We start from the raw sequence: 25,626 nt of genomic DNA, 5'->3' as shown, positions 1-25,626 counted from the left end.
AGACCGAGTGTCGATTGCACAGAGTCAAAGGTCCCGATCGCGACGAGATATGGATCACCGAGGTACGGCTAGGCGATCAGTGTGAAGTGAATGTGATTGCGCCGGTGCCGTTTCGATCGTTTCAGTCCGTAGGCGCGAGTTCGACCGAAACGTAAACTCCCTTGCCTTTTCGATGTGCGAGGGCTTCGCCAGGACGATCGATACCGTCCAGTTGGAGAACGATGGGGCCTTGTTCCGGATAGAAATTGCGCCACCAGCTTTTCTTGTCCGGCATGGCAACTCCGATCGTCACATGGTCGCCTTTTCTTTTGTAGGACACGGGCGCGCTGAAGGTGCGTCCCGATTTGCGGCCGACGTAGGTGATGACGGTCATTGAACGGCCGAGTAATTTGCCCACGATCGGAGCGCCGATCAGTGGTTGGACCACTACGTTGACGGCGGCGGATACACGTTGGAAAGTGTTCACAAGAAGCCCTTTCGCTTCGGATGCTGCACGGATTCGAACGCTGCACGGAAATGGTGCGTGCTGTAGTTCTATCCTGCTCGACGGTGATTGTCGCGTGGCAGAAATTGGTACAAACCGGTGCGCCGAAGCGAGTAGCGTGGGGGTACGTCGAGGGTCATTCGTATATGCGCGGTCAAGCCATGTCGTCCTCGACGCCAACCCGGTCTGTGGTCGAACGGCCGAGAACTGGAGCGCCTGTATGGCGTCGAACCCGTCCGATGTGTCGAATGCACCAGGGCAAGCCGAGTCGACAGACGCGGATCAGAAAACGCCGTCCATCTGCCCTGCGTGTCAGCACAGTATGGAATCCCACGATCCGCTCGGCGTTCGGTTCTGCGCAGTGACAGCCGACCGCGGTCTCGATCGAAAGTGCATCTGCGCTGCCGATCGTGAGGAGATGCAGCACTATTCGCGATACTGAGCTTTCGGGCTGAACAGCGCCCGAGATCCTTCAATTCGCAACGCCTGAACCGCTATTGACGGCGGTACAAACGCGGTCTAGATTAATCGAATCAAATTCGATTAATTGCGGAGGTGCTGGAAGTGGAGGCCGAACTTCTGTTCGTCGGAGGCACGATTCGTACGGGGGATTCGGCCCGCGGTGTCAGTGACGCATTGGCCGTTGCAGGCGGCAGAGTTGTTGCTTTGGGGGATGCGGCCAGGGCGTTGGAGTCGGCCCGTACGGAAGTTGTCGACTTGGCAGGGGGAGCGCTTCTACCGTCGTTCGGCGACGGCCATGTTCACCCGTTGATGGCTGGCCTGGAAATGCGCGGCGCCAAGATTCGTGATTGCGACAGCATCGACGAGGTAGTGCGGGAAGTGCGTCGCTGGGCGGACGCGAATCCGGACGCCGAGTGCATCTTCGGAGAGGGCGTCTCTCCCACTCTGGCGCCGGGCGGACTGTTCGACGCCCACTGGCTCGACGATGTAGTGCGAGACAGGCCCGTCGTCTTGCGCACGATGGACTATCACACCGCGTGGGTCAACAGCGCCGCGCTTCGGAGCGCCGGTCTGACGCGCGATACCCCGGATCCGGTCGGCGGGGAAATTGTGCGAACAGCTGACGGCGAGTTGCTGGGGACGCTGCGTGAATGGGGAGCGATCAACCTGGTACTGGCTCTTCTTCCCGAAGTAACACTTCACGACGGAGTCGATTCGCTTGCTGCGGCATCGAAAATGCTTGCGGCAGCGGGTATCACTTGGGTTCAGGATGCATGGACCGAGTTGGACGATGTCGAGATCTGGCTGGCCACCGCTGAAAGCGGGCGCCTGTCGACGCGAGTGAATCTTGCCTTCCGAGCAACACCTGAGAGCTGGAAAGCCGACCTACCGGCGTTTGTCGAGGCTCGGCAGAAAGTTGCAGAACGGGGCGGCGACACAGTCAGGGCCGAAACGGTGAAATTCTTCGCCGACGGTGTCATCGAGGCGGGCACGGCAGCGCTCCTTGCGCCGTACTCGGACTGCCCGCATTCGCACGGAATCAGTAACTGGACGACGGATGAACTCGGTCGGGTTGCAGCTGAAGTGGACCGGTTGGGCTTTCAGATCCATATCCATGCCATCGGTGATGCAGGTGTACGCATGGCGCTCGACGCGATCGAATACGTCGATAGATGTAATGGCCCGCGTGATCGGCGCGCCACGATCGCGCATCTGCAATTGGTTGACGGCGACGACCTCGACCGGTTCGAATCATTGGGCGTGATTGCCAATTTCCAGCCGCTCTGGGCTCAGCTCGATCCTCTGATGACGGAACTGACCATTCCGCGTATCGGCGTCGACCGCGGTGAGCTGCAATATCGCATCGGAAGTCTCGCCGAGCGAGGCGCGCGAGTGGCATTCGGCAGCGATTGGCCCATCACGGCCCACGAACCGATCAAGGGAATTGCCACCGCAATTCACCGCCAGACGTCTGCAGGAGTTCCGAGCGAAGGATGGCTGCCTCGTGAACGCGTCGGCCTCGACTGGGCCCTCGCGACGTATTCGGCCGGTATCGCCTATCAAGGGTTCGAAGAGAACTCGTGGGGTCGCCTCCTTCCGGGCATGCGAGCCGACATGATCCAGCTGCCCGTCGATCCCCGCCACCTTGCTTCGTCCAAGGAGCTCAGTGACCTGGTCGTGTCCCGAACCTGGTTGGCGGGTAAGCGCGTTCATTGACCTCCCGGCCGGATTCGCGAAGGCTACTCGTGCACCTCATGCAAGAGGCGTCGAAAACCTGAAAGCAATGCCGTCCAGCCGAGTTCGAAGGCTTGCTCGGCCCTGGCCGGTCCCCTCGGTGCCGCGGCAAGTGCCCGAGTCAGGGCGTCGTCGGGTGTTGTCGCGTCCGCTTCGATCATGACCTCCGGTGCGGCCGCGTCCAGTGCCGCTCCGAGCAGAAAATTCTCCGATGCAGTGATGACGGCCAAGATGTGGTCGTCCGGGAATCCCGCCTCGCACAGACCCGCAGCGGGAGCGCGGTACACCGACAGTGACGTGGGGTCGCGCACCGTCTCCGTGGCGAGGAGGCGGATGGAAGTGGGGTGGCGACTGAACGCGGCTCGATACGACCTCGCCCACTCGGAGAACGCTTCGTCCCATGGCAAGCGCTCGAACGCCGACCCGTCGATTTCACGTACGACGCGATCACGAACCAGGTCTACGACCGCGGCGCGGCCCTTGGCGTGGTGATAGATCGACGAGACTTGAACATTCAGGTGTTTCGCCAGGTCAGGCATCGTGAAGTCGCCGTCGCGGTCGACTAGTTCCAGTGCAGCCTTTGCGATCCGTTCGCGGTCCAGGCGTGCGATACGAGGTCTACCCACGGTCCCACCTCTCTAATCGAAGTTGATTCGATTATGCCCTTGTGGCGCCGGTCACAAGGATCTATCATAATCGAAACTGATTCGATTAATCCGGTCGGTGATTCCCGTTCCTGTTTTCTCCTCGTCATGCCCCCTTCCTTCACTGGAGAAGTGCCTCATGAAGAAATCTGAAACCTTGCCCACCGTGCAGCTGCAAGGAGGCGTCCTGGGCACTGCCGGGATCGTCTTCTTCGTCGTGGCCGCCGCGGCTCCATTGCTGGTGATGGCAGGGGTCGCGCCGCTGGCCTTGAACATTGCAGGCATCGGGGCTCCGGGCGGATACATCTTGGCGGGGCTCGCGTTGGGAGTGTTCGCAATCGGTTTCACTGCGATGAGCAAGTACATCCACAATGCAGGCGCCTTCTACGCCTACATTTCAGTTGGACTCGGGCCTCGCTGGGGGCTCGCCGCAGCAGTACTCGCGTTGGTGTCCTACAACGCTCTCGAGATCGGAATCTTCGGGGCTCTAGGATATTTCGCTCAAACCACTATGGCGGACCTGGTCGGGGTAGATCTGCCGTGGGGATTGTGGTCGCTGTTGGGTGTTGGATTGGTGTGGTTCCTCGGATCTCGATCGGTACACCTCGGGGCGCGATTTTTGATCCTTTTGCTGACCGCGGAGACAGGGATTCTGGTTCTGCTCGCAGGAGCGGTCCTCTTTCAAGGCGGAGCCGTCGGAATCGATGTCGAATCCTTTGCTCCTTCCAATGTTTTCGGTCCAGGCCTCGGCGGGGTGTTGACTCTGGCCTTCGCTGCGTTCATCGGATTCGAAGCCACCGCCCTGTATCGGGAGGAAGCAAAAGATCCCGCTCGGACGGTTCCGCGGGCAACGTACATTGCCGTCGCGTTCCTCGGACTCTTCTACGCATTCATGGTGTGGATCATCATTCAGGCGTACGGCCCGGATCAGGCTCTCGCGCTTGCTGCTTCCGACCCCGCCGGCATGTACTTCAACGCGATCGAGCAGTACGTCGGCGGTTGGGCGAGCACCTTGATGGAACTGTTGATCATCACGAGCATTCTCGCCAGTCTGCTCGCGTTCCACAACGCGATCACCCGCTACGTCTTTGCGCTCTCGCGTGAACGCGTGCTGCCCCGAGCGTTGGGCAAACTACATCCGGTCTACAAGTCGCCCTACGTTGCCAGCGCAGTCCAGAGTTTCCTCGCGATGGTGGTGATCGTCGTGTTCGTGATCATCGGCGCAGACCCGTACCTCGAACTCCTGCTGTGGGTGAACTCGCCAGGCATTGTCGGCATCGTCGTGCTTCAGGTCATGGCGGCCGCGGCTGTCATCGCATTCTTCTGGAAAGATCGCCGTGGGCATTCGGTGTGGAGAGTCTTGATCGCGCCCGCATCCGCTCTCCTGATGTTGGTCTACGCAACGTATTTGATCGTTGATCAGATGGAGCTGATCACTGCCGCCGGCACGGCAGTGAACGTGGTGCTCGTTGCCGTCACACCGGTCAGCTTGGCTGTCGGCTGGCTACTCGGCTCCCGACTCGAACGACGTGACCCGGCGCAGTTCGCCCGGCTGGGAACTACCGACGTCGACGCCGGTCCTTCGGCCTGACTCGGCTTTTACTCCACCAGTGGTGTTCTCCTATTTGTTCGTCTTCGGGAGGCCCGGGGGATTGACCAGCGACTTGTCGACTGCCTCGTTGGTGATCTTCCATCGCTCGAGAACTTGCTCGTATGTGCCGTTTTCGATGAGATGATCTATCGCTTCGCTGATCGGTTGTACCAAGCCGTTGTCTTTCTTGACCAGTACACCGATCTGGCCCAACGCGGCCTCACCGGCCCCGGAGAACTGGCCGATCACTTCGTTCTCGCCAGTCTGTGCAGCGTGAAACTGCGATGACGGGTTGGGGCCGAAGTAAGCATCGATTCGACCGGAGGACAGCGGCAGGTAGTAGTCAGTGGTCTTCTGGTACACGGTGATTTCAGCGGGAGCACGCCCGGCCGCGACGTTGTCCTCGTTCCACTTCACAAGCAATGCCTCCTGATTGGTGGCAGCGCCGACTCCGATCTTCAGTCCGGCGATGTCTTCCGGCTTCTCGAGTGAGAGATTCTTGTCCTTTCTGACTTCGAATGCGAGAGTATCGAGGCGGTACGTCGCGAAGTCGTACTTCTCTTTACGCTCTTCGGTGACCGTCACGTTGGAGATGAACGCATCTGCATCTCCCGAATCGATCCGCACTGAATTCTGCGCCCAATCCGCGACCTGAAGGTCGATTTTCAACCCGAGCACCTCTGCAATCAAATACGCGAAGTCGGTCTCGGAACCGATGACCGTCTTGTCGTCGTCGGCATAGAAGCGCAACGGCGGCGCGGTTCCAGCGTTGCCGGTGATTCGGATCGTGCCCCGGTCGCGGAACTCCTGAGGGACCTTCGCTGCGATCGAATCAACCTTGTCGGTACTGATGCGGTTCTGCTCGGCCGACAAGTTGATACCGGATGTTGTTGCACCGGAGTGTTGCTCGGTCGATTCTTCATCTGGGCTTCCGCAAGCGGTACCAAGGAGGGCAACTATGGCCAGGACAGAGATCAGAAGCGTCGCGGTGCGAGGACGGGTGAACATCGGGTTCCTTCCGAGAAAAGGGTTTGTCGAAGCAGGTTGTCGAGTTGAGGAAGTGTGAACTAGCTCTTCCACGCATCCACGAAGTCCACCGAGTAGAGATCGGCTTGGATGCGCAGGTCGTGAACCGCGGGAGTCGTCGCGTAGATCAACGAAGAGGCGTGCAACGGGATCGCCAGTGCCTGATCGGCAATCAGCTCCTGAATCTCCTTCAACACTTCGTTTCTCGCATCGATGTCAACGGTCTGAGATTGTTTGACCAGCAACGCATTCAGCTCGGGAGTCGAGGCGATGCCTTTGGTCGAGCCGAGAGTGGGACTGAACACCAGCAGTACGTCACCGTCGGCGCGCAAGCTCTGGAAGTAGATCGATTCCCACGTGCCGTCGGTTCTCGCGGCGTTGTCCTCGGCAGTCGAGCGAGGTTGCAAGTTCACCGTGACTCCGATGTCGCGCAGCTGAGATTGGATCAGTTCGAACTGCGATTGTGGGAGGTGGTTGCGGTAGGCCAATTCCACGTTCAGTTTCTCACCATCCTTGGTTCGGAATCCGTCACCGCCGACTGTCCATCCACTGGCGTCCAGCAGTGACTTCGCACCCGACGGATCATAGGTGTACTCGGACGAGAGATCGGTGTAGCCGGGCGCTTTCACAGACAGGATGCTGCGTGCTTTCTCGTCACTCGGTGTGTAGGTGGTATCGATGATCTGTTGGGTATCGATACCCTTCACCAAGGCGCGCCGCACGTTCAGGTCCGCAAGTACCGGCGCGAACGTGGGGTTGAGCAAGAGCGAGTCGTTGATGCCGGCAGCAATGGACGGGATGACAGTGAGTCCGGCGCTTTGTGCGCGGTCGACGTCTGTGCTCGGAATGTCGATCGCGGCGTCCAGTTGTCCTGACGTCAAACCGCCGATTCGCACCGAGGATTCGGGGACCACCAAAAAGGTGATCGAATCCAGATATGCCTCTCCCTTGTTCTTGTTGAGTGAGGATCCCCAGTGGTACCCGTCCCGACGGGCGAGTACGACCTTCGCGTTGGTCTCCAGTTCTTTCTGTACGAATGGACCTGAAGCGATAACGCCCTGGGCGCAGCGTTCTTCGGGCGTCTTCTTCAAGGATTCCGGTGCGATGATGGCGAGCGTGTCGGAGCGGGCGGCTTGAAGGAATCCTGCCGATGGTTCCGAGAAATCGAGTGCGACGGTCGAGGGGTCGAGTACCTCGGCCCCGATGAAGGTCGCGAGATGAGATTTCGCAGTGGTTGCGAAACCGCTGTCTCCCAGTCTTTTCTGGCTCTCGAAGTTATCTGCCACGACCTGTGCATCCAGACGTTCGCCGTTGCTGAAGGTAACTCCGTCCTGGAGAGTGAAGACGAATCGTCGACCGTCGTTCTGGACCTCCCAGGACGTCGCCAACCAAGGAACGATCTCCCCGGTGTCGAGATTCTGGTCGACGAGTTTGTCGTAGAGGGGATGGAACGCCGTAGCGGTTTGACCGTTCAGGGTCTTGTCGATGCACGGTGGAAACGTATTGATGGCAAAGGTCAGATCGCCCCCGGACGCGGGCTCGGAGTCCGCGCTGGCAGTTGGTATTGCAGTGCTGCAACCAGCCGCAACTGCAAGCGTCGACGCCAGGATGGCGACTCGGATCGGTGTGGATGAAAGCCGCGACGTCGTCATGGACTGAGTTCCGTTCATCGTGTGGAAGTGCGAGTGGAATCGAAGATGTTGGACCGCAAGGTCGTTCCGGTGTATTCGCGCCGGAACACGCCCCGATCTTGCAGAAGTGGCACAACGGAACTGGCGAAGTCGTCGAGCCCCCTGGGGAAGTGGGTAGCCGTCAGGATGAAACCGTCAGTTGCTCCCGATTCGAAGAGATGTGTCAACTCGTCCGCTACCTCTTGCGGCGAGCCGACAATCTCGGGAGTGAGATCGTTACGCGCGAACAACTGTGCGGCTTCGGCGATAGTGAGATCCTGGGCGTCGATCAGCCGCGCCAGACGACGCGACGGACCTTTTCCCTGATCGACGACGTCGTTGATCGGAGTTGTCGGATCGAACTGCGACAGATCGAGTCCGGCGGAGTGGGAGACCCACTCGATTGCTGCATCCGGATGGATCAGGGATCGCAGATACTCCTGCCGTTCCTTCGCGATGCTCGTCGTCTCGCCGACTATCGGTTGCACGGCGGCGACGAGGCGCACCGAATCGGGGTCGCGTCCAGCCTCTTCCGCGTAGCCGCGAATTGCCTGGCGCTTCGCTCGAAGATCTTCCTCCAACGGGTCGATCGCAAAGACCAGATCTGCCCACCGCCCACCGAACTCGCGCCCTCGCGCCGATTCACCTGCCTGGATGAAGACCGGGCGGCCCTGAGGTGATTGTGGCAAGGTGAGTGGACCCTGCACCGACAAGTATTTGCCCTTGTAGTCGGCCGCGTGAATCTTGCTTGTGTCTGCGTAGATTCCGCTGTCGCGATCGGCCAATACGGCGTCGCCGTCCCACGATGACCAGAGTGCGGTGGTCGCTTCGAGAACCTCGTCGCCGCGCTCGTACAGTTCTTCTCTCGGAAGCCGATCGACTTCGGGAAAGTTGTCGTTTGCCGGACCGGGCGCCGTCATCACGATGTTCCAGGCCGCGCGCCCACCGCTGAGTATGTCGAGGCTGCCCAGAGTTCTCGCCAGGTTGTACGGGCTGTTGAAGCTTGCCGAAAGGGTTACGCCGAGACCGATACGATTTGTTGCGCCGGCCACCACTGCAGCCAACTGCGTCGGATCATGTTGAAAGCCGGTCAGCAGACCGTATTTGGTGTGGCCGTCGACGTAGTGCACACGCTCAGGTATCAATATCAGGTCGAATTTCGCTCGTTCCGCGGCTTGCGCGTATCGCTCGTAGAGCGCTCTGTCCTCGAAGGCATTCTCCGAGTACGAATGTCGCCACATTCCGGCACTGTGCATACTCGGAAACACCATGTAGGCGCCGAGGATCATCTGTCGTGTCATCGCTGGTCCGGATTCCTTGGTGTGTGATGGATGTCAGTGGAGACGGGTCGTTCGGGGTCGGCGCTCCACCCCGACCACGACGCGACGTAGACCGCGGAGCTGATGCCGACCGCTGCAAGCGCCAGTGCGTTGTGCGACGCGGCAACTCCGCCGCCGCAATACGACACGACGGTGCCACCACGCTCTATTCCGAACTGGTGGAAGTATTCTCGTAACTCGCGGTCGGGAAGTAGGAAGCCGTTGTCGTCGAGTAGGTCAGTTGCCGGCGCTGAGATAGATCCGGGGATGTGGCCGGCGCGGAAACTGCTCGATCCTCGGGCGTCGAGCAATCTGCCGGCCGATGCCGCGCGCAGGGCGCCTTCTGCGTCGGCGAGTGTCGTGCTAGCGGTGGAAGGTGGTACGGGCATCGAATCGTTTGTCGATATGGGTTTTCGGGATGAAGCCCATGCGGACGATCCGCCGTCCAAGTACCGCACTGAACGTCCCGCCCAGCGAAGCGTGAACCACGCGCGGGCCGCAAGCAGGGGGCTGTCCGAACTGTAGACCACGATGTGAGCATCGGCGGATACTTTCAGATCGTTCAGTGTTCTTCCGAATGCGTCGAGATCTGGCAGTGGTCGATTCCCTTCAGTCCCGCCGCCACTGCTTTGAAAGTCGTTGATCGACAATGTGATGGACTGCGGCGCAGTAATGATTCCGGCTCCGCCCTCGCTGTTGTCTCGTACCACGTTGACGACGACGAGCGTCCGATCGGAACGAAGGAGTTCGCGGAGTTCGGTTGCGGAAACAATGACTGCGCGACGCTCGATTCCCCCTGCTTCTGGCATGAAAGATATTGTGTAACAATTGCTTCAGTCAAGAAAGAGATAAGATCGTGGCAATCTTTACTCATGGCGCCACGGCTGCCAGCACTTGTCCGGCATCGATGACATCTCCCACCGTTACTGTCACCGCCGAGACGATTCCGGGTGAGGAAGCACGAAGGGCAGTCTCCATCTTCATTGCTTCTACGACCGCGACGACATCACCTTCCGACACCCGCGTTCCAGTCTGCAGCACTGCCAGCACGGTTCCCGGCATCTTCGATGTGATCTCTCCGTCGCTGAGATCGGAATCCTTTGCTGTATAGACTTTCTCGATCACCTTCACGGTCCAGCCACCAACGCACACCCATGTACCGGTGCCGACTCCGAGGCGTCCAGCGGTGGTTGTCAAACCATCGGCGACCAGGCTGAGTGTCACTTCGTCGGTTCCGCCCCTGACGACCACCGAAATGTTCCGGCCGTCGGCGGCGACAATCCAGTGGTTGCTTCGTTGTGAGATGACCGTTGTCGGCACGACGCGGCCGTCGGCAATGAGTTCGCGTCCGATCGGGTCGGATCCCACCTTGCGCAATGTCTCTCGATGTAGTCCGTGGGGGCCGGTCCATGACGACCCGGTGACCGGCGATTGTTCCTCGACGGAAGTCCACACCATCGCAACAGCAGCGGCGGTGGCCTGGAGCTCTGCAGAATCCGGGATCAACCGAGTGAGGTGCTCGTCGACGAAGGAAGTGTGAATGTCATCCGCGCGCACAGCCGGTGTCGCCAAGAGAAGTCGGAGGAAACCGATATTCGAGGTTCCACCGAAGTAACTGGAGTCGGCCAAAGCTCGGTCCAATGATTCCAGTGCGGTTGACCGCGTCGGACCGCTTGCTATGACCTTTGCGATCATCGGATCGTAGAACGGCGCAATGCTGCCGGCACCCTCGAAAGCACTGTCGATGCGAACTGCCGATGGCCAGGCTACGTCCACGGAATGTGAAGGTGCGGGCCGAAATCCGTTCGACGGATCCTCGGCGTAGATTCTGGCTTGCACCGCGAAACCCCGCAGCGCGATATCGCGCTGCCGTAACGGCAAACGGGCGCCGAGGGCGATGTCGAGTTGCAGTTCGACGAGATCGACGCCGGTCACTTCCTCGGTGACCGTGTGTTCGACTTGCAGGCGCGTGTTGACTTCGAGGAAGTAGTAGCGGTTTTCGGCGTCAACCAGAAATTCGACGGTTGCCGCATTCACGTAGCCGACGCCTCCGAGTAGTCGCAGAGCGTCGTGCTGCATGGCTCCCAGGACCGATTCGGGGACAGAACTTGCCGGTGCCTGCTCGATGATCTTCTGGTTCCGACGCTGTAGGGAGCATTCACGGGTGAAGAAGTGAACTCCTGTACCGAAGGAATCGAAGAGGACCTGAACTTCGATGTGACGCGGACGCTCCACCAGCGTTTCGATCATCAGGTCGCCGCGGCCGAAGTTCCTTTCGTTCAAACCGATTGCAGAGGTGATGACCTCTCGTGCGTCATCACCCGGATGTAGTCGAACCATCCCCTTGCCGCCGCCCCCGAACACCGGTTTCAGCAGCACCGGCACGTCGAGAGATCGAACGTGACCGAGGACGGTATCGGGATCGGCGCTTGCCTCGCCCCACGCGGTGAGAGTCGGGATGCCGGCGTCAGCGGCGGCCTTCTTCGCTCTTGCCTTGTCTCCGAGTAGAGCGATGGATTCAGCGGCCGGACCGACGAATGTCAGACCTGCAGCGACGACGGCTTCAGCGAAATCGGAGTGTTCGGAGAGGAATCCGTAACCCGGGTGCACGGCATCGCAATCCGCGGCCAGCGCGGCCGCAATGATTTGATCCGAATTGGTGTAGGAATCCGAGGGGATGTCTCCGTCCAGAAGCACGGTGTGATCGGCGAGGCGATGCCACTGTGCGTGTGAATCGACGGGGGAGGAGATCGTCACTACCGACATGCCGAGACGACGGGCCGTGCGCGCGATGCGCGTGACGATTTCACCCCGATTGGCGATGAGAAGTCGAGTCATGTTCTCACATCCTGAAGACGCCGAAGCGCGTAGTTCCGTGATTGCGGGGAAGCATGGACAGCGCGAGTGAAACCCAGGATCGCGTGTCGACCGGGTCGACGATCGCGTCCACCCATAGCCTGGATGCGACGTACACCGACTCGCCCTGCCGGTCGTAACCTTCGCGTATCGGCCGTTTGATTTCCTCGATTTCCTCTTCCGTGAGCGGAGTTCCGCGTGTGCGCGCAGATTCGATCTTCATCAATGCCATCACCGACGCTGCTTGCTCGGAACCGACCACGGTGGTCTTCGCGTTCGGCCACACGGCCATGAAGTCAGGACCTATCGAGCGTCCGCACATCGCGAGGTTTCCCGCCCCGTAGCTTCCGCCGATGACGATGCTGAGCTTGGGAACCCTGGCGCAGGCAACGGCATTGACCAGTTTCGCTCCGTGTTTGGCGATACCTTCCGCTTCGTACTGCTTCCCGACCATGAATCCGTTGACGTTGTGCAGGAACAACAATGGGATGTCTCGTTGTGAGCACAGTTCGACGAAGTTCGCGGCCTTGAGGGAGTCCTCCGAAAAGAGCACACCGTCGTTCATGATGACCCCGACGGTGTACCCCTCGATGTGGCCGGTCCCGCAGACGATGGTTCGGCCGTAATTCGCTCGGTACTCGACTAATTCGCTGGCATCGAGCAGGTGGGCCAGAACGTCGCGCGCGACGATCGGGGTTTTCGAGGAAGCCGGGATCACCGTGTCGAGCGATTCGGGGGAGTGAAGAGGTGGTCGCGGAGATCGTGACGGCGCCCGTACCTCCCGTCGATCACCGCGGGCGACGATGTCGGCGATCATGCTCAGAGCCTCGATGTCGTCGTTGGCGATGTGATCGACGACGCCGCTGATCACCCCGTGCACGTCGGCGCCGCCGAGCTCTTGCGGTTCGACGTCGACACCGGTTGCAGCCTTGACCAACTGAGGGCCGCCCAGATAGACGGTGCCGGTACCGCGGACGATGACGGTCTCGTCGCACATCGCTGGGATGTATGCACCTCCAGCCGTGCAGGAACCCATGACCGCTGCGATCTGAACGATGCCGTCCGCCGACATTTCGGCGATGTTCTTGAACATCTCGCCGAAATGGTGCTCGTCGGGGAAGATCTCGTCCTGCATCGGAAGGAAAACACCTCCGGAATCGACGAGATAGACACACGGCAGCCTCAGCCGACGAGCGACGGATTGCAATCGCAGTTGCTTCTTGACGGTCAGCGGGTAGTAGGTGCCGCCCTTGACGGTGGCGTCGTTCGCGAAGATGGCGCAGAGTGAGCCGCGGATGAGCCCTACGCCCGTGACCAGACCAGCCGACGGGAGTTGCTCGTCGTACACCTCGAATCCGGCCAGTTGTCCGATCTCGAAGAACGGGGACTGCACGTCGAGAAGAGCATCGATGCGTTCGCGAGCGGGCAATTTGCCGCGAGCCCGGTGCTTGGCGACCGACCGCTCGGGTGCCCCGTGAACGGACAAGTGTTGCGCGTCCGCAACTCGCTCGCGAATTTGCTTGTATGCCAGTAAGTTTTGCTCGCGGGTACCGGGGTCGAGTTGTGCGGTGCGTTCAATGACGGGCATGGGACGTACCTACTGTCGGTTCGGAGGAAGCTGTGCGGAGGGAGAATACGAGCGCAGTCGCTGCTGCAGTGATCAGTGCGACGATTGCCGACCACACGTGTTCATCGGATGCGAGAGGTCCGACTACAGAGGCGATGCCGGCAATCCCCTGCTGTACGAGTCCGCAGTACGCGACGGCGATGGCTCCGCCTTCAGCAAAATGCGTCACTGCTGATGCTGCCGAGTTCGGGAAGAGAAGTGATTGCCCAAATGTCAGTGCGATGTATCCGAGCAGGAAGACCGCGAGCAACGGCGTGGAACCGAGTGGGGCATACCAGCAGAGCATGAGGACGAGGCCGGCAAGCAGCATGCACAGCGCACCTCGACGCATTAACTTCTCTGAACCGACGGTTGTGGCCCTTCGATTGACGTAAAGCGCGCCGCTGAAGTAGGCGGTTCCGTAGAGGATTCCGAAGGCTCCGAATGCCCACGGTTGCAAGTCGAATCGATCGCTGAACAGGAAGGGGCTCGATTGCTGCACAAGGACTATCGCGCCGAAACCCAGGCCCCCCGCAATGGCTGGTTTGTAGAACTGCGGTGTCAGGACTATGGCATTCCACCGAACAACGCGTTCGTTGTTGTCGCGGACTGTGGTGTTCTCGGTCCTCAGTGCCACCGCAGCGAGTGCTGCTCCGAATACTCCGAGCACGCCGAAGCCGGTTCGCCACGAGGTGAACGACGCGAGAGCGCCGCCGATCAGTTGGCCACCGCCCAGTGCCACCACAAATGCCATCGACAACAGCGACAATCGACTAGCCAACTCCGAACCGGTGAACTTGTCCTTCACCATCATTCGCACGATGATGGCCGCACCCCCTGCTCCGATGCCTTGAACGATCCGGCCGATCAGTAGTACGGCGGCGCTCTGGACCAAAGCCAATGCAACGCAGGCAATCACGAACAGTATTAAGCTGGACAACAGTGCCGTCCTGCGTCCGAGTCGATCTGCCAACCGCCCCCACACGACCACCGGAAGTGCGGCACTGATCACGAAGAGTGTCACAGACCACTTCACCACGGAATCTTCGATGCCCAGATCCGTCGCGATCTTCGGCAGTGAAGGGAGGTAGATGGTCGTGGCCATTTGTGCTGTCAACACGACGGCACAAGCCAGAGGTGTCACTGCGACAGTGCGGTCGTCGCTCATTCCGTGACACTTCGTAGGACGTCGGCGAAGCGCTCGATCGTTGCATGTGGAAGGTCCGCCCGAAGCATCAGTCTCAGCCCGGCTTTGCCCCGGCCGATGACAGGGAAGAAGACCGCCGATGTGTAGAAACCGCTAGCCAGCAGTTTCTGTGCTGCGGTGATGGTTTGTTCTTCCTCGTGGAGCGTGACGAAGCGGATCGGGAGTCCATCGCCCGATGCCGGCGTGTCGACGAGCGAATCGAACAGTTCGACAACCGTGCGGAGTTGCCGCTGCCGCTTGTCGACCTCTCCGCTGCGGTGGAGCTCCACGGACGCCGCAATAGCACCCAGCCCGGCTACGTTCACACGCTGCGACCACGTCAACGGGCCGCCGTAGCGAAGTGCGAGATCACGATTTCGGCTGCCCCCGTTCCGACCGAGTGCGATCGCGCCGCCGGAAGCACCGAATCCCTTGTTCAGTGATGTCAGCAAGAATGTTCGATCATTGAGGCTGCCGATGAGATCCAGGACCGCGCCACGCCCGTTGTGTCCGATGACCGAGGTGCTGTGCGCCTCGTCGAGAACGAGAATCAGTCCGTATTTGGCCTGTAATGCAAACAGTTCGTTCAGCGGCGCCTTCCCGCCTGTGCTGTAGACGGTGTCCGCCACGTATGCCACCTGAGAATTTGTTCGGCAAAGACTTTCGAGTTCATCGACGTCGTCGTGCCGAATGGTCACGATCGTCGTTTCGTCGGCGACGCTCGCCTTCATGGCATTGAGGCAGAAGTGTGCGTTCTTGTCGAACACCATGAGGGGAGGTTCACCGCCGGTGAGCAATCCGGACGCAACGAGGGGGAGCAAACTCCACGCAGCGTTTGCGGCGGATCCGAGGGTGAGCACATGTGCGTCAAGCAGTTCGCTCAACGCGGCCTCTGTGTCGTCGAGAAGGCTGGAGTGGACTCTCATCCGCGAGATGGAACTGTTCAACGTTCGTTCGCGCTCGAGAGCGGCGATCGCACCCGAACGAATTCGGTCGTCGGTGTCGAGCCCCAGATACGAGTACGTGGAGAAGTTCTCGAATTCGTATCCTTGGATCGTCCGGTGTTCGAAACCTGCGACGCGATCGGCGGTGATATCGGCCAGACCCTCACTGACTGCGCGATCCCAGAATGGGTTGCTCAAATCAGCAGCACGCCTGAGGTTGGAGTACAGATTCCTATCTTTCAAGCTCTCGGCAACCGTCATTTCGCGGCTGGTCCCTTCACTGGATTCGATAGCGGAATTACTGCGTTGATGCACTGAGATGCATCATCGTCAGTTGACATCGCTCATTGAGAACGAAAGACAATTCGATGTCAAGCATTACGGAATCGAGACGCCGAGAAAAAGGAAGAAACCCGGTAGTTTGGAACTAGTTGAATCTGTAACTTAAGCCGTTGTTCCAGTTCAGTGGTGGTGATGAATTATCACGATTCCCCGTGATAAATCGGATAATGTCGTGAGTCACAGGCTTGTGTGCGCTTCCACGTGATGTCCGAAGAATATTATGATCCGCATGCGTCAAAGGGTTGGCATGGAAGCGATAAGGCTTCTGTCTCATATTTTTCGAGGATCTCGTGGAGGTTCGGCAATCAGGCAATTAGGCGATCGTGTATCTGGAATCGATTTTCTTCTTAATGAATTTCAAGACGTGTTAGGTCCGCTTATCGAATTCTTTACTCGTCGGATGGATGATCCGGCAATGATTCATTCTCGTCGCGACCACTTGCCGCGCAGAACCATCAGTGCGGTAAGGGTGAGGCCCCATCCGATCGTGGACAGTGCGACGCCCACGCCTGCCTGACCGGTGACATCAGTACTGGCGTCGATACTGAATGCTGTGGTGAATCCCGCAGCCGTGCCGGCAGCTGCAGTCAGGCCGCCTGCCTTCATCCATTGCGACCGATGTGCGGAAACGAAACACGCGAGGATCACCGTTAATCCGCAGGCAAACACCTGCCAGGGAGGAAACTGCGTCGGGGCAGGCAGGCCGGGGCCGCGGAATCCGCCTTTGTAGTCGGCTGACCAGCTGAGCCAGCCCACACAAGACAGAAAGCCCAGCGCAAAGGCCAACAGGCCGGTGCGCCACAGTCCGAGTGGGCCCGATCCCGTGCGCCCGGCGTCGAGGGCGGTCGTGGAGTGCTCCACGCCACTTCGTTCCGAACGCCAGATTGTCCAGATGATGCTCGCGCCGATAGTTGTGGGCACGCCGACGAAGATGAAGGCAATCCAGAGAAACTGCGGCCAGGAAAACTCGAGATCGACAGTCATGATCGGAGTATGCGCGAACTTCGAATCCTGTGCGCCCATCTACCGATCTGGCGAGTTGCGGGTCAACCTTCCTCGACCTTCTCCACATGTGTACTTGTCGGGTCCAGGTCGAAATTCCGTGCGTTGATCAGTCGAAGCCTGGGCGCCGGATCGCCCGTGGTGTCGTCGATCAAGATCGAGTGTGGCTCACCGTCATCGAAGGCGTGGCGCTCTCCCCATTGCCGCAGGCTCGTGATCACGATGAACAGATCCATACCGCGTTCGGTCAAGACGTACTCGTTGCGAGTACCTTGCTCGTTCGGTCGGACTTCGAAAATTCCTTGCTCGACAAGGGTTTTCAGCCTGTCCGTCAAGATATTCTTTGCGATGCCCAGGTTTCGCTGAAACTGACTGAACCTCGACGACCCGTCGAAGGCGTCTCGCACGATCAACAGCGACCATCTGTCGCCGATGATGTCGGCCGCTCGGGCCGTCGGGCAGTGCGGGTCCGTCCATTGCGTGCGATCAGGCATCGGATTCCTCATTGGTTGCGTTTTGAAACTGTATTGACATAGTCTTCAAATGGTATCAAAACGCAACCAAATTGAGGTGGAAGTGACTGCACGTCATACTGTCGAGAGCGCACGGGACAAGTTCAAAATGCCTCGTGGACTTCGCCTGTTGCTCGCGGTGCTCTGCGGTGTCTCGGTAGCCAATATCTACTACGCACAGCCGCTCCTCGGGCAAATCGGTTCAGATCTTTCCATTGCTCCGGCCGGCCTCGGCTTCGTCGTGGCACTCGCCCAACTCGGTTACGTGGTGGGGTTGATCGTGTTGGTGCCACTGAGCGATCTCGTGAATCGCAAAAAATTGATCGCAATCCAGATCGTCTCTGCTGCAACAGGAACGATGCTTGTTGCTGTGGCCGCCACGAATCTGCAACTGCTGATCGGGATGGCCGTCGCAGGCACCTTCTCGGTCGTCGTTCAAGTCGTAGTCGCCTACGCTGCGGCAATCAGCGACCCAGACGAGCGCGGCGCAAACATCGGTGTGATCACCAGCGGCGTTGTCGTCGGCATCATCCTCGCTCGAACTGTCGCCGGCGCAGTTGCGGATCTGGCAGGCTGGCGGGCGGTCTACGCCGGATCCACCTTGATTTCGGTCCTCATCGCGGCTCTCGCGTTGACGATGCTGCCGAAAGACCTTCGTTCGCAATCGGATCGGGGTTCGTATGCGCGTGCCATGGGATCGGTCGTGACATTGACTCTTACGAACCGACTATTTCGCACGAGGGCTCTGATCACCCTGTTCCTGTTCGCGTCCTTCGGTGCGCTCTGGAGCGGTATGGCATTACCACTGAGCGAGGAGCCATGGCGATTGTCGACCACACAGATCGGGCTCTTCGGAATCGCCGGATTGGTCGGAGCATTGGGCGCGGTCGGTGCCGGACGTTGGGCCGATCAAGGCAAAGCCCAACGCGTCACCGGGGCGTCGTTGGTCGTTCTCTTGCTGTCGTGGGTTTTCAACGCGCAGGCGACGCACTCGCTGGTGTTACTCGTAGTCGGTGTTGTTGCGTTGGACTTCGCCGTGCAGGCTGTTCATGTCTCGAGCCAGAACCTGATCGTCGCGGATGAACCGGAATCGGCCGGGCGGACCATCGGTAGTTACATGGTGTTCTATTCGTTGGGCAGCGCGGCTGGGGCGGTTTCCACCACTATGGTTTTCGACGCGGCAGGGTGGGGCGCTGCAAGTATTCTCGGCGGCGCCTACGCGTTTGCAGCCTTGATCGTATGGACGATCGATCGATTGCGGACCCGCAACACCCTAGGGAGTTGGGAGCCACGTCCTGGCCGCGACGACCAAGGCGTTCACACCGGTGGTCAGGGTCGGCTCGATCACGGGAGCGTAGTGCGGGGAGTGGTTCGACGGCACGGTTCGCAAAGCCGGATCGGTCATGTCACCTGTCGTGAACAGTGAAGGGTCGGTACCGCCCAACAACCAGTACGACAGTGGCGCACCGGCACTGGTCGCGAGAATGCCGACGTCTTCACTACCTGCTCCCGCGCCGGGATCGAGAATCTTGTTCGTCCCCAACCATTCGGCGAAGGCATCGAGTGTCTTGTCCAGCGCCGCCGGGTCATTGACGACGATCGGAAAGTGCTCCGTCTCGGTGATGGTCGGTGGGGTGGGAGCGCCGGCGGTGGCCGCTTCGCCCTGGACGATGCGGTCGACGCTATCCAGGATGCGCTGACGCACAACTGCGTCGTAGCTGCGGATGTTGAGTTGCAGTTCTGCTTCGCCGGGAATGACGTTGGCGGCATCTCCAGCATGGATGGAGCCGACGGTGAGGACAGCTGTTGCAGTACTCGGGACCTCGCGTGAGATGACAGTTTGCAAACGCAACACGGTTTCGGCCGCCATGACCACGGGATCGACCGAGTTCTCCGGCATAGATCCGTGGGCGCCCTTTCCGACCAGTCTCACACGAAGTGAGTCCGATCCCGCATACGAGGGGCCGGCGTGCCCGGCGATCGTGCCTGCCGGTAGCGGCGATACGTGTTGGCCGAGAACGATGTCGGGCTTCGGGAATCGCTCGAACAGTCCGTCGTTGACCATGGCTTGCGCACCCGCGCCAAGTTCCTCCGCCGGTTGGAAGACGAGGACAAGAGTGCCGGACCAGGTCGTCGTGTCCTGCGAGAGGATCCGGGCTGCACCGAGTAAGCAGGTCGTATGCAGGTCATGGCCGCACGCGTGGCTGACCGAGACGGTCTTCCCCTGATCGTCGGTCGTTGTCACGGTGCTGGCGTAGTCCAATCCGGTTTCTTCCCGAACCGGGAGGGCGTCCATGTCCGCACGCAGCAGCGCTGTGGGGCCCGCTCCGTTCTTCAGGACTCCGACGACTCCGGTTGTCCCGACGCCGGTAGTCGTGTCGAATCCCAGTGCTGTCAAATGTCCTTCCACCAGACTGGATGTTCGATGCTCGTGAAATCCAAGTTCCGGGTTGCCGTGGAGGTCTTTGTACAGGTCGATCAAATCCAGATCCACTGCGATCGTTTCGTGCACTGACGAGGTCATGAGAGTCCTCTCGGTAGCGTCTTTTCAGGCTAACCGGGATGACGGGTCGGTAAACAGGACCTTAGGCCCCACCGCGTCCGCGATGCGGAGTTCTGGTGCTACGGCACGTAGAACGATGCGACACCTGGGGTGATGATGGATCCGGCCACAGACATCACGGCGACAGCGACTTGACCGGTCCCGGTCTGCACGATCGCCCCTGCCGGGACTCCGTTCAGACCGTCCGAGAGACGAGCGGAGCCGGAGACCCCGGTCGAAAGGTTCAGCCAGCGCACTTCGGACGAGAGCAGGCATCCCCAGCGGTCTTCCTTGCCCCCGGTGATCGTCACTGTGCCGGGTAGTTCGCCGACTACAGCTACGCAGCGGACCGCCGGCGCGTCGAAGCTGCCGTTCGGGTTGCCGTACGGCGCAGGGTTGATCTGGAATGGAATGGTCACCGCAGCGGATGCGAGCGCTACCGACGTCAGAGCCGACGTGATCACGACGGATGTGCAGACGCTCAGTCGGCGAACGAGATTCATCACGGAGGCCTCCAGCCATATCCAGGCGATTTGCTTATTCCCCGACATAACGTCTTGGTCGTAATTTCCCTTCTTGCACCGCCGCATTGAAGACGGCAGCCTCACCATATCCGGTTGCACAGGAGAATTCAGGTACTCGTCGCTATTCGATACCTGTAGCGGCCTCAGATGCCGTCCGTCGAACCGCTCGAGGGGATCAGAACGCGCGGATTCAAGATGTTGTTGGGGTCGACAGCGTTCTTGATGGTCCTGTTCAGTTTGCTGACGACGGGATCGAGCGAGTTCGACAAGCGACCTCGTTTATCTTGTCCTACACCATATTCTGTTGCTGCGAATCCGCCCAGAGTGCTCACGAGTTGATAGATTTCTTGTCGCGCCGCGGAGGCGGATTCAGCGGCGGCCACGTCTCCGATGGGGTAGTTGAGGACTGGGTGCGTGAGCTCGTCGGCGGCGTGGGTGTAGCTGACGATGGTGGTGCTGTAGCGCTTCGCGATGTCGGCTATACCGTCGGTGAGCTCGGGGAGTCTGTCGATGGGTACCGCGACGTCGTCGCCGATGACCACCCCTTTCTGCTCGAAGGCTTCGTAAACGGCATAGCGGGGGCGGATGAACAGTTCGCCTTCGTGAGGGTCGTCGGTAGCGTATGTAGCTGTGGCTCGATGCTTTTCGCAGAGAGTGCTCATCAATTTCATCTCTGTCTCTGCGCCGTTACCGGCGTCGGATCGCCCGATCAGGAGTGCTCCGGCATCGGTGTCCAGTTCCATGTTGAGGAATTCTTCCGCCACCTTGATGGCTGCGTTGTCGAGGATTTCGAGTTCTGAAGGGCGTATTGAACTTGTGATATCTCGGGCAGCGGCAACTGCGTCGGCCATGAGTGGAAAGAAGGCCACCAATGTGTGGGGAGTCGGATGCTGAGGGATGAGTCGCAGCGTCAGTTCGGTTATCACACCGAGCGTTCCTTCACTGCCGACGAATAGCTTGGTCAATGCAAGCCCTGGGGTGTCTTTGATCCGTTTTCCGCCCAGTTCGGCGACGGATCCATCAGGCAGCACAACCGTCATACCCAGGATGTAATCACTGGTGACGCCGTATTTTATGCAGCACGGTCCGCCTGCGTTGGTGGCGGCATTACCGCCGATGGAACAGATTTCATAGGACGACGGGTCTGGTGGATAGTACAAACCTTCGCGCGCGGCAACAGCCTTGACGTCATTGGTGATTGCCCCTGGTTCGACGATCGCGGTTCGTGACGAGACGTCCACTCGAATAGATTTCATTCGCTCGAGGCTGAGGGTGATAGCGCCGTCGACGGCGGTGGATCCGCCGACGACGCTCGTGCCGGCGCCCCGTGGAATGACCGGGACATTGTTACTGTTGGCGAAGCGCAAGGTCTCCTGGACATCTGCCGTCGTCGAAGCACGTACGACGGCGATCGGAGTGCCGGCTGCGGGATCGAAACTCCAGTCCTGCCGATAGGACTGGAGTAGATCTGGATCTGTGATCATCGCACCCGGCGACAATCGTCGGGCGAGCGTGTTCAAAGCGTCGACATTGACCATGATCTGGCTTCAGCCTTCCGATCCGAGATGTGAAACTCATTGTGTCCAAGGCATGTCCGTGGACCTAAGAGTTGAAAGTTAGTATCTCGAGTGCGGTTGAGATCCACCGAATGTGGCGTACGTCATATGTTGCTGAGGTCGGTCAGTACCTGATCGAAGGCACCGGTACGTCCAGGTGTCACTACCTTCTGAAACAGAGTCAGGACACATTCGTCAAGGGTGTCCGTTGCCGTGAGGGTTCTTCTGGTGACGATACTTCTACCGGACCATCGCCCACGTTCCATGTGAGCCAATGCGATTCCGTCACGTCGGGCTGTTGCCTTTCGGCCCGATGAATGAACGAAGAGGTATCTTCTGCCCGCGATATCGACTTCGCACAGCTTGTTCTTGCGGCGCATGGCCTTGGGTCTCTGGTCGATCAGAGTCCCGATCGTTCCGTCGGACAATCGAAGTGATGCAGGTCGGCCTTTGCGGAATGCGAGCCTTGGTCGATCCTGCTCGGCTGTTGACGATTTCCTCTTCCGCCCGCCGGAAACGCTCTCCAATTCGTCGTCGGGTGCGGGAATCAGTTCGCCTTGGACGCTCCCCGACGGATCGAATATCGATACGGTCGAACCACCTTCGGCAAGGTTCACGAACCAGCCGGTCTCTGTAGGGGTGTTCCATTTCATGTAGATGATTATTCTTCATCGGTGCCGAGGAACGTCAGCAGATAGTCCGAGACGAGGATCGCGGTCAGGATTCGACGGTCACTTCGATCACGCCGTCGTCGCCGTTGAAACGAACCGCCGGCCAGTACCCGTCCATGAAATGCAAACCGCACGAGTCTGTCAGACCAAGGACGACGTGGTTGTCGGGAAAGACCTCGACGGACTCGAGCACCAAATCGCGCAGTGCATCGATCACTTCGCCTCGTGACGGAGCTTCTTCGCTGAATTCGTTGACAATCGCTTCGACAGCCAGACGATGAAGAGCCTCGTGCTGGTCGACGACGTGGCGTAAGCGGGGCAGCATGCCGCGTACGGTGTCAGGCTCGAGTGAGTGGGCGATAAATCCGACGGCTCGCCCGTCGAGGTTGCAGGTCAGGCTGTAGTAGTCGTCGTCCAATCGCTCACCGTCGGACAAGATGTAGTGCCCGCGGACAAGGGTGCCGAGCGCTTCGTCAGTGATGCCGAAGCCAGAGTCTGTCGTCACGAGAGCAGCCTAAAGGTTGACGAGGGCAAGGCGTAGTTCTGCTGAGACGGCCACAACGTCCGAACCGTGGCAGGAGCTGTTTTTCGCCAATCCACTCGCAATGTCCCGCTGACTGGGCATCCGGAACCTTCTGCGCCGCGACTGCCTTAGCGTTCTACGTCGATAACCACGTGAAGGGATTTGTTCAATGGCTAAGAATCAGGCACCCCCCGCGACACAAGCCAAGGACATCGTTGTCGATCTACTGGTGATCGGGTCCGGTACCGGCATGGCTGCCGCCCTCACCGCGAACGAACTCGGCTTGTCCACGCTGATCGTGGAGAAGACGCAGTACGTCGGCGGTTCGACGGCGCGGTCCGGTGGTGCGTTCTGGATGCCTGCCAACCCGATCTTGGCGAAAGCCGGTGCGGGCGACACCGTTGAGCGAGCGAAGACATACGTGCGTTCGGTGGTCGGTGATACTGCCCCTGCCCAACGAGGAGAAGCATTCGTCGACAACGGTGCGGCCACTGTCGACATGCTCTACCGCACGACGCCCATGAAGTTCTTCTGGGCCAAGGAATACTCCGATTACCACCCCGAACTGCCGGGCGGTAGCGCCGCCGGACGTACCTGCGAGTGCCTGCCGTTCGACGCGTCGGTACTGGGAGCGGAACGCGGTCGCCTGCGCCCCGGTTTGATGGAAGCCGGACTGCCGATGCCGGTGACGGGTGCGGATTACAAGTGGATGAACCTGATGGTGAAGAAGCCGAGCAAGGCTTTTCCCCGCATCATCCGCCGCCTGGCGCAAGGCGTTTACGGCAAGTACGTCCTCAAGCGTGAATACATCGCGGGCGGTCAGGCGCTCGCCGCCGGACTGTTCGCCGGTGTGGTCCAGGCCGGTATCCCGGTGTGGACGGAAACGTCGTTGGTTCGGCTCATCACCGAAGACGGCCGCGTAACGGGTGCAGTTGTGGTGCAAGACGGACGTGAAGTGACGGTGACCGCTCGGCGCGGTGTCGTCCTGGCAGCCGGCGGGTTCGACCACAACATGGAGTGGCGCCACAAGTACCAGTCGGAGAGCCTCGGTGAGCATGAGAGCCTGGGCGCAGAGGGCAACACCGGCGAAGCGATCGAGGCAGCACAAGAGCTCGGTGCAGGTATCGGATCGATGGATCAGTCCTGGTGGTTCCCCGCGGTGGCAAGCATCAAGGGCCGCCCGCCGATGGTGATGCTCGCAGAGCGTGCGCTGCCCGGCTCTTTCATCGTCGACCAGACCGGTCGTCGATTCGTGAACGAGGCGACGGACTACATGTCGTTCGGCCAGCGCGTGCTCGAACGGGAAAAGGCTGGCGATCCGGCCGAGTCGATGTGGTTTGTTTTCGACCAGGAGTACCGCAACAGCTACGTGTTCGCAGGCGGTATCTTCCCCCGTCAGCCCCTTCCGCAGGCGTTCTTCGAGTCCGGCATCGCGCACCAGGCGAGCAGTCCGGCCGAACTCGCCCGCAAGGTCGGTCTCCCCGAGGATGCGTTTGCCGAGTCCTTCCAGAAGTTCAACGAGGCCGCTGCTGCAGGTAGCGATGCGGAGTTCGGTCGCGGCGGCAGCGCATACGATCGGTACTACGGCGACCCGACAGTGTCTCCGAACCCGAATCTGCGCCAGCTCGACAAGAGCGCCCTCTATGCGGTGAAGATGACGCTCAGCGACCTGGGCACCTGCGGCGGTGTGCAGGCGGACGAGCATGCACGCGTGCTTCGCGAGGACGGCAGCGTCATCGACGGCCTGTACGCGATCGGCAATACCGCGGCCAACGCATTCGGTCACACCTACCCAGGCGCCGGCGCGACGATCGGCCAGGGGCTGGTTTACGGATACATCGCGGCCCATCACGCAGCAGAGAAGTAGCTCAAACCGTAGATGCACTAGCTAGTAGATCGACCTGACGGGAGATCAGCGCGCGTTTCCGATGCCGGAACGTGCACTGGTCTCCCGTTCGGCGTGTAGCAGCAATGCCAGCTGTATGTCCCATCTCGGTAACGCTGACGTGCCGGGTGACCGAGGCGCGGTATCGTCTCCAGAAGTGATGTGAGGCACTGATTTTTTCACCAGATGCCGTGGAATGAAGTGGCGCCTGATATCGACCGGTCGGGTCGAAAGCGCAAAAACAGGTACGTACCCAGGTAATTCAACCGTGGCGTGGAGCGTCGTGAAGCGACAGCGTATGAGGTGATTCCTCATCCGCAACGCAAGGATCTTCATGTTCCACCCCATTTCCGACCAACCGGGTAGACACCCACCCTGTCGATCTTCGAACAAAATGCCCTCAGTTCGGTCCGGCATTCGTAATCCTCGATCAACGATCGATTCAGGCACTGCCTCGAAGTAGAACCCGTATCTCCTGTGCTGTCACCAGGAGATACAGACCTGCGGGTCTATGCGCGCGATCGCGTTCGAGAGTGGTCACCGTACT

Annotated in this window: 21 protein-coding genes and 1 pseudogene; 5 read left to right on the top strand and 17 right to left on the bottom strand. The window is 59.8% G+C overall.

Translation table 11 applies throughout. The features are described 5' to 3' along the window. Positions 1-121: 121 nt before the first annotated feature. Positions 122-466: a nitroreductase/quinone reductase family protein gene (locus tag CPI83_RS23110; protein ID WP_019747516.1), complete on the bottom strand. Its 345-nt coding sequence runs from the start codon at positions 464-466 to the stop codon at positions 122-124. Here CPI83_RS23110 and CPI83_RS31415 point away from each other — a divergent pair. Both CPI83_RS31415 and CPI83_RS23100 read left to right on the top strand, forming a co-directional pair. Beyond that, on the top strand, positions 363-926 hold the full coding sequence (locus CPI83_RS31415) for an RGCVC family protein (RefSeq protein ID WP_306305299.1): 564 nt from the start codon (positions 363-365) through the stop codon (positions 924-926). The two genes, CPI83_RS23110 and CPI83_RS31415, sit on opposite strands and share 104 nt — an antisense overlap. Before the next feature lie 122 nt (positions 927-1,048). Continuing rightward, the gene (locus CPI83_RS23100) at positions 1,049-2,662 is read left to right on the top strand and encodes an amidohydrolase (RefSeq protein WP_097388232.1); all 1,614 of its coding nucleotides are present in this window, start codon (positions 1,049-1,051) and stop codon (positions 2,660-2,662) included. A 23-nt stretch (positions 2,663-2,685) separates the two neighbouring features. Here the strand turns inward: CPI83_RS23100 and CPI83_RS23095 are convergent, their stop codons facing one another. Beyond that, positions 2,686-3,306: a TetR/AcrR family transcriptional regulator C-terminal domain-containing protein gene (locus CPI83_RS23095; RefSeq protein ID WP_020968683.1), complete on the bottom strand. Its 621-nt coding sequence runs from the start codon at positions 3,304-3,306 to the stop codon at positions 2,686-2,688. Between the two features lie 157 nt (positions 3,307-3,463). On the opposite strand from CPI83_RS23095, the gene CPI83_RS23090 reads away from it, so the two are divergent. Continuing rightward, positions 3,464-4,915 carry an APC family permease gene (locus CPI83_RS23090; protein WP_097387756.1) on the top strand — a complete coding sequence of 484 codons (1,452 nt, stop codon included), beginning with the start codon at positions 3,464-3,466 and terminating at the stop codon, positions 4,913-4,915. 30 nt (positions 4,916-4,945) lie between these two features. On the opposite strand, the gene CPI83_RS23085 is transcribed toward CPI83_RS23090, so the two are convergent. The 10 genes from CPI83_RS23085 to CPI83_RS23040 all read right to left on the bottom strand — a co-directional run bounded on the left by CPI83_RS23085 (position 4,946) and on the right by CPI83_RS23040 (position 17,360). After that, positions 4,946-5,923, bottom strand: coding sequence for an ABC transporter substrate-binding protein (locus CPI83_RS23085; RefSeq protein WP_097387755.1), 978 nt, complete (start codon positions 5,921-5,923; stop codon positions 4,946-4,948). A gap of 59 nt (positions 5,924-5,982) precedes the next feature. Next, positions 5,983-7,593 (bottom strand): ABC transporter substrate-binding protein, encoded by a 1,611-nt coding sequence (locus tag CPI83_RS23080; RefSeq protein ID WP_157920624.1) that lies wholly within the window; start codon positions 7,591-7,593, stop codon positions 5,983-5,985. A 14-nt stretch (positions 7,594-7,607) separates the two neighbouring features. Beyond that, positions 7,608-8,912: an NtaA/DmoA family FMN-dependent monooxygenase gene (locus tag CPI83_RS23075; RefSeq protein ID WP_030535905.1), complete on the bottom strand. Its 1,305-nt coding sequence runs from the start codon at positions 8,910-8,912 to the stop codon at positions 7,608-7,610. Then, complete coding sequence (locus CPI83_RS23070) at positions 8,909-9,739, bottom strand: rhodanese-like domain-containing protein (protein WP_042950994.1); 831 nt, start codon at positions 9,737-9,739, stop codon at positions 8,909-8,911. The genes CPI83_RS23075 and CPI83_RS23070 overlap by 4 nt, the downstream gene beginning before the upstream one ends. A 61-nt stretch (positions 9,740-9,800) precedes the next feature. Then, the gene (locus tag CPI83_RS23065; RefSeq protein ID WP_097387753.1) at positions 9,801-11,768 is read right to left on the bottom strand and encodes a biotin carboxylase N-terminal domain-containing protein; all 1,968 of its coding nucleotides are present in this window, start codon (positions 11,766-11,768) and stop codon (positions 9,801-9,803) included. Positions 11,769-11,772: 4 nt separating this feature from the next. Next, on the bottom strand, positions 11,773-13,374 hold the full coding sequence (locus tag CPI83_RS23060) for a carboxyl transferase domain-containing protein (protein ID WP_069146106.1): 1,602 nt from the start codon (positions 13,372-13,374) through the stop codon (positions 11,773-11,775). Then, the gene (locus CPI83_RS23055) at positions 13,361-14,560 is read right to left on the bottom strand and encodes an MFS transporter (protein WP_097387752.1); all 1,200 of its coding nucleotides are present in this window, start codon (positions 14,558-14,560) and stop codon (positions 13,361-13,363) included. The genes CPI83_RS23060 and CPI83_RS23055 overlap by 14 nt, the downstream gene beginning before the upstream one ends. After that, on the bottom strand, positions 14,557-15,783 hold the full coding sequence (locus CPI83_RS23050; protein ID WP_007726454.1) for an aminotransferase class I/II-fold pyridoxal phosphate-dependent enzyme: 1,227 nt from the start codon (positions 15,781-15,783) through the stop codon (positions 14,557-14,559). The genes CPI83_RS23055 and CPI83_RS23050 overlap by 4 nt, the downstream gene beginning before the upstream one ends. Before the next feature lie 501 nt (positions 15,784-16,284). Continuing rightward, a complete protein-coding gene (locus CPI83_RS23045) occupies positions 16,285-16,848 on the bottom strand; it encodes a hypothetical protein (RefSeq protein WP_069146273.1) in 564 nt (187 codons plus the stop codon). Positions 16,849-16,910: 62 nt separating this feature from the next. Beyond that, positions 16,911-17,360 carry a helix-turn-helix domain-containing protein gene (locus tag CPI83_RS23040; RefSeq protein WP_097388231.1) on the bottom strand — a complete coding sequence of 150 codons (450 nt, stop codon included), beginning with the start codon at positions 17,358-17,360 and terminating at the stop codon, positions 16,911-16,913. 49 nt (positions 17,361-17,409) lie between these two features. On the opposite strand from CPI83_RS23040, the pseudogene CPI83_RS23035 reads away from it, so the two are divergent. Continuing rightward, a pseudogene (locus CPI83_RS23035) lies at positions 17,410-18,630 on the top strand (MFS transporter); the annotation flags it as partial. A gap of 21 nt (positions 18,631-18,651) precedes the next feature. Here CPI83_RS23035 and CPI83_RS23030 read toward each other — a convergent pair. From CPI83_RS23030 to CPI83_RS23010, 5 genes are all read right to left on the bottom strand, one after another. Beyond that, positions 18,652-19,902 carry an amidohydrolase gene (locus CPI83_RS23030; protein ID WP_069146109.1) on the bottom strand — a complete coding sequence of 417 codons (1,251 nt, stop codon included), beginning with the start codon at positions 19,900-19,902 and terminating at the stop codon, positions 18,652-18,654. Between the two features lie 98 nt (positions 19,903-20,000). Beyond that, positions 20,001-20,423, bottom strand: coding sequence for a hypothetical protein (locus tag CPI83_RS23025; RefSeq protein ID WP_069146110.1), 423 nt, complete (start codon positions 20,421-20,423; stop codon positions 20,001-20,003). A 164-nt stretch (positions 20,424-20,587) separates the two neighbouring features. Then, positions 20,588-21,982, bottom strand: a complete 1,395-nt coding sequence (locus tag CPI83_RS23020) for an FAD-binding oxidoreductase (RefSeq protein WP_069146111.1) — start codon at positions 21,980-21,982, stop codon at positions 20,588-20,590. Between the two features lie 122 nt (positions 21,983-22,104). Then, positions 22,105-22,653, bottom strand: a complete 549-nt coding sequence (locus CPI83_RS23015) for a hypothetical protein (protein ID WP_069146112.1) — start codon at positions 22,651-22,653, stop codon at positions 22,105-22,107. A 64-nt stretch (positions 22,654-22,717) separates the two neighbouring features. Further along, complete coding sequence (locus CPI83_RS23010; protein ID WP_081328981.1) at positions 22,718-23,176, bottom strand: hypothetical protein; 459 nt, start codon at positions 23,174-23,176, stop codon at positions 22,718-22,720. 187 nt (positions 23,177-23,363) lie between these two features. Between CPI83_RS23010 and CPI83_RS23005 the strand changes: the two genes are divergently transcribed. Then, the gene (locus CPI83_RS23005; protein WP_020906521.1) at positions 23,364-25,061 is read left to right on the top strand and encodes a 3-ketosteroid-delta-1-dehydrogenase; all 1,698 of its coding nucleotides are present in this window, start codon (positions 23,364-23,366) and stop codon (positions 25,059-25,061) included. Positions 25,062-25,626: the final 565 nt, after the last annotated feature.

Source organism: Rhodococcus sp. H-CA8f, from assembly GCF_002501585.1.
Classification (GTDB): Bacteria; Actinomycetota; Actinomycetes; order Mycobacteriales; family Mycobacteriaceae; genus Rhodococcus_F; species Rhodococcus_F erythropolis.
This window is presented reverse-complemented; position numbering and strand designations above follow the sequence as displayed.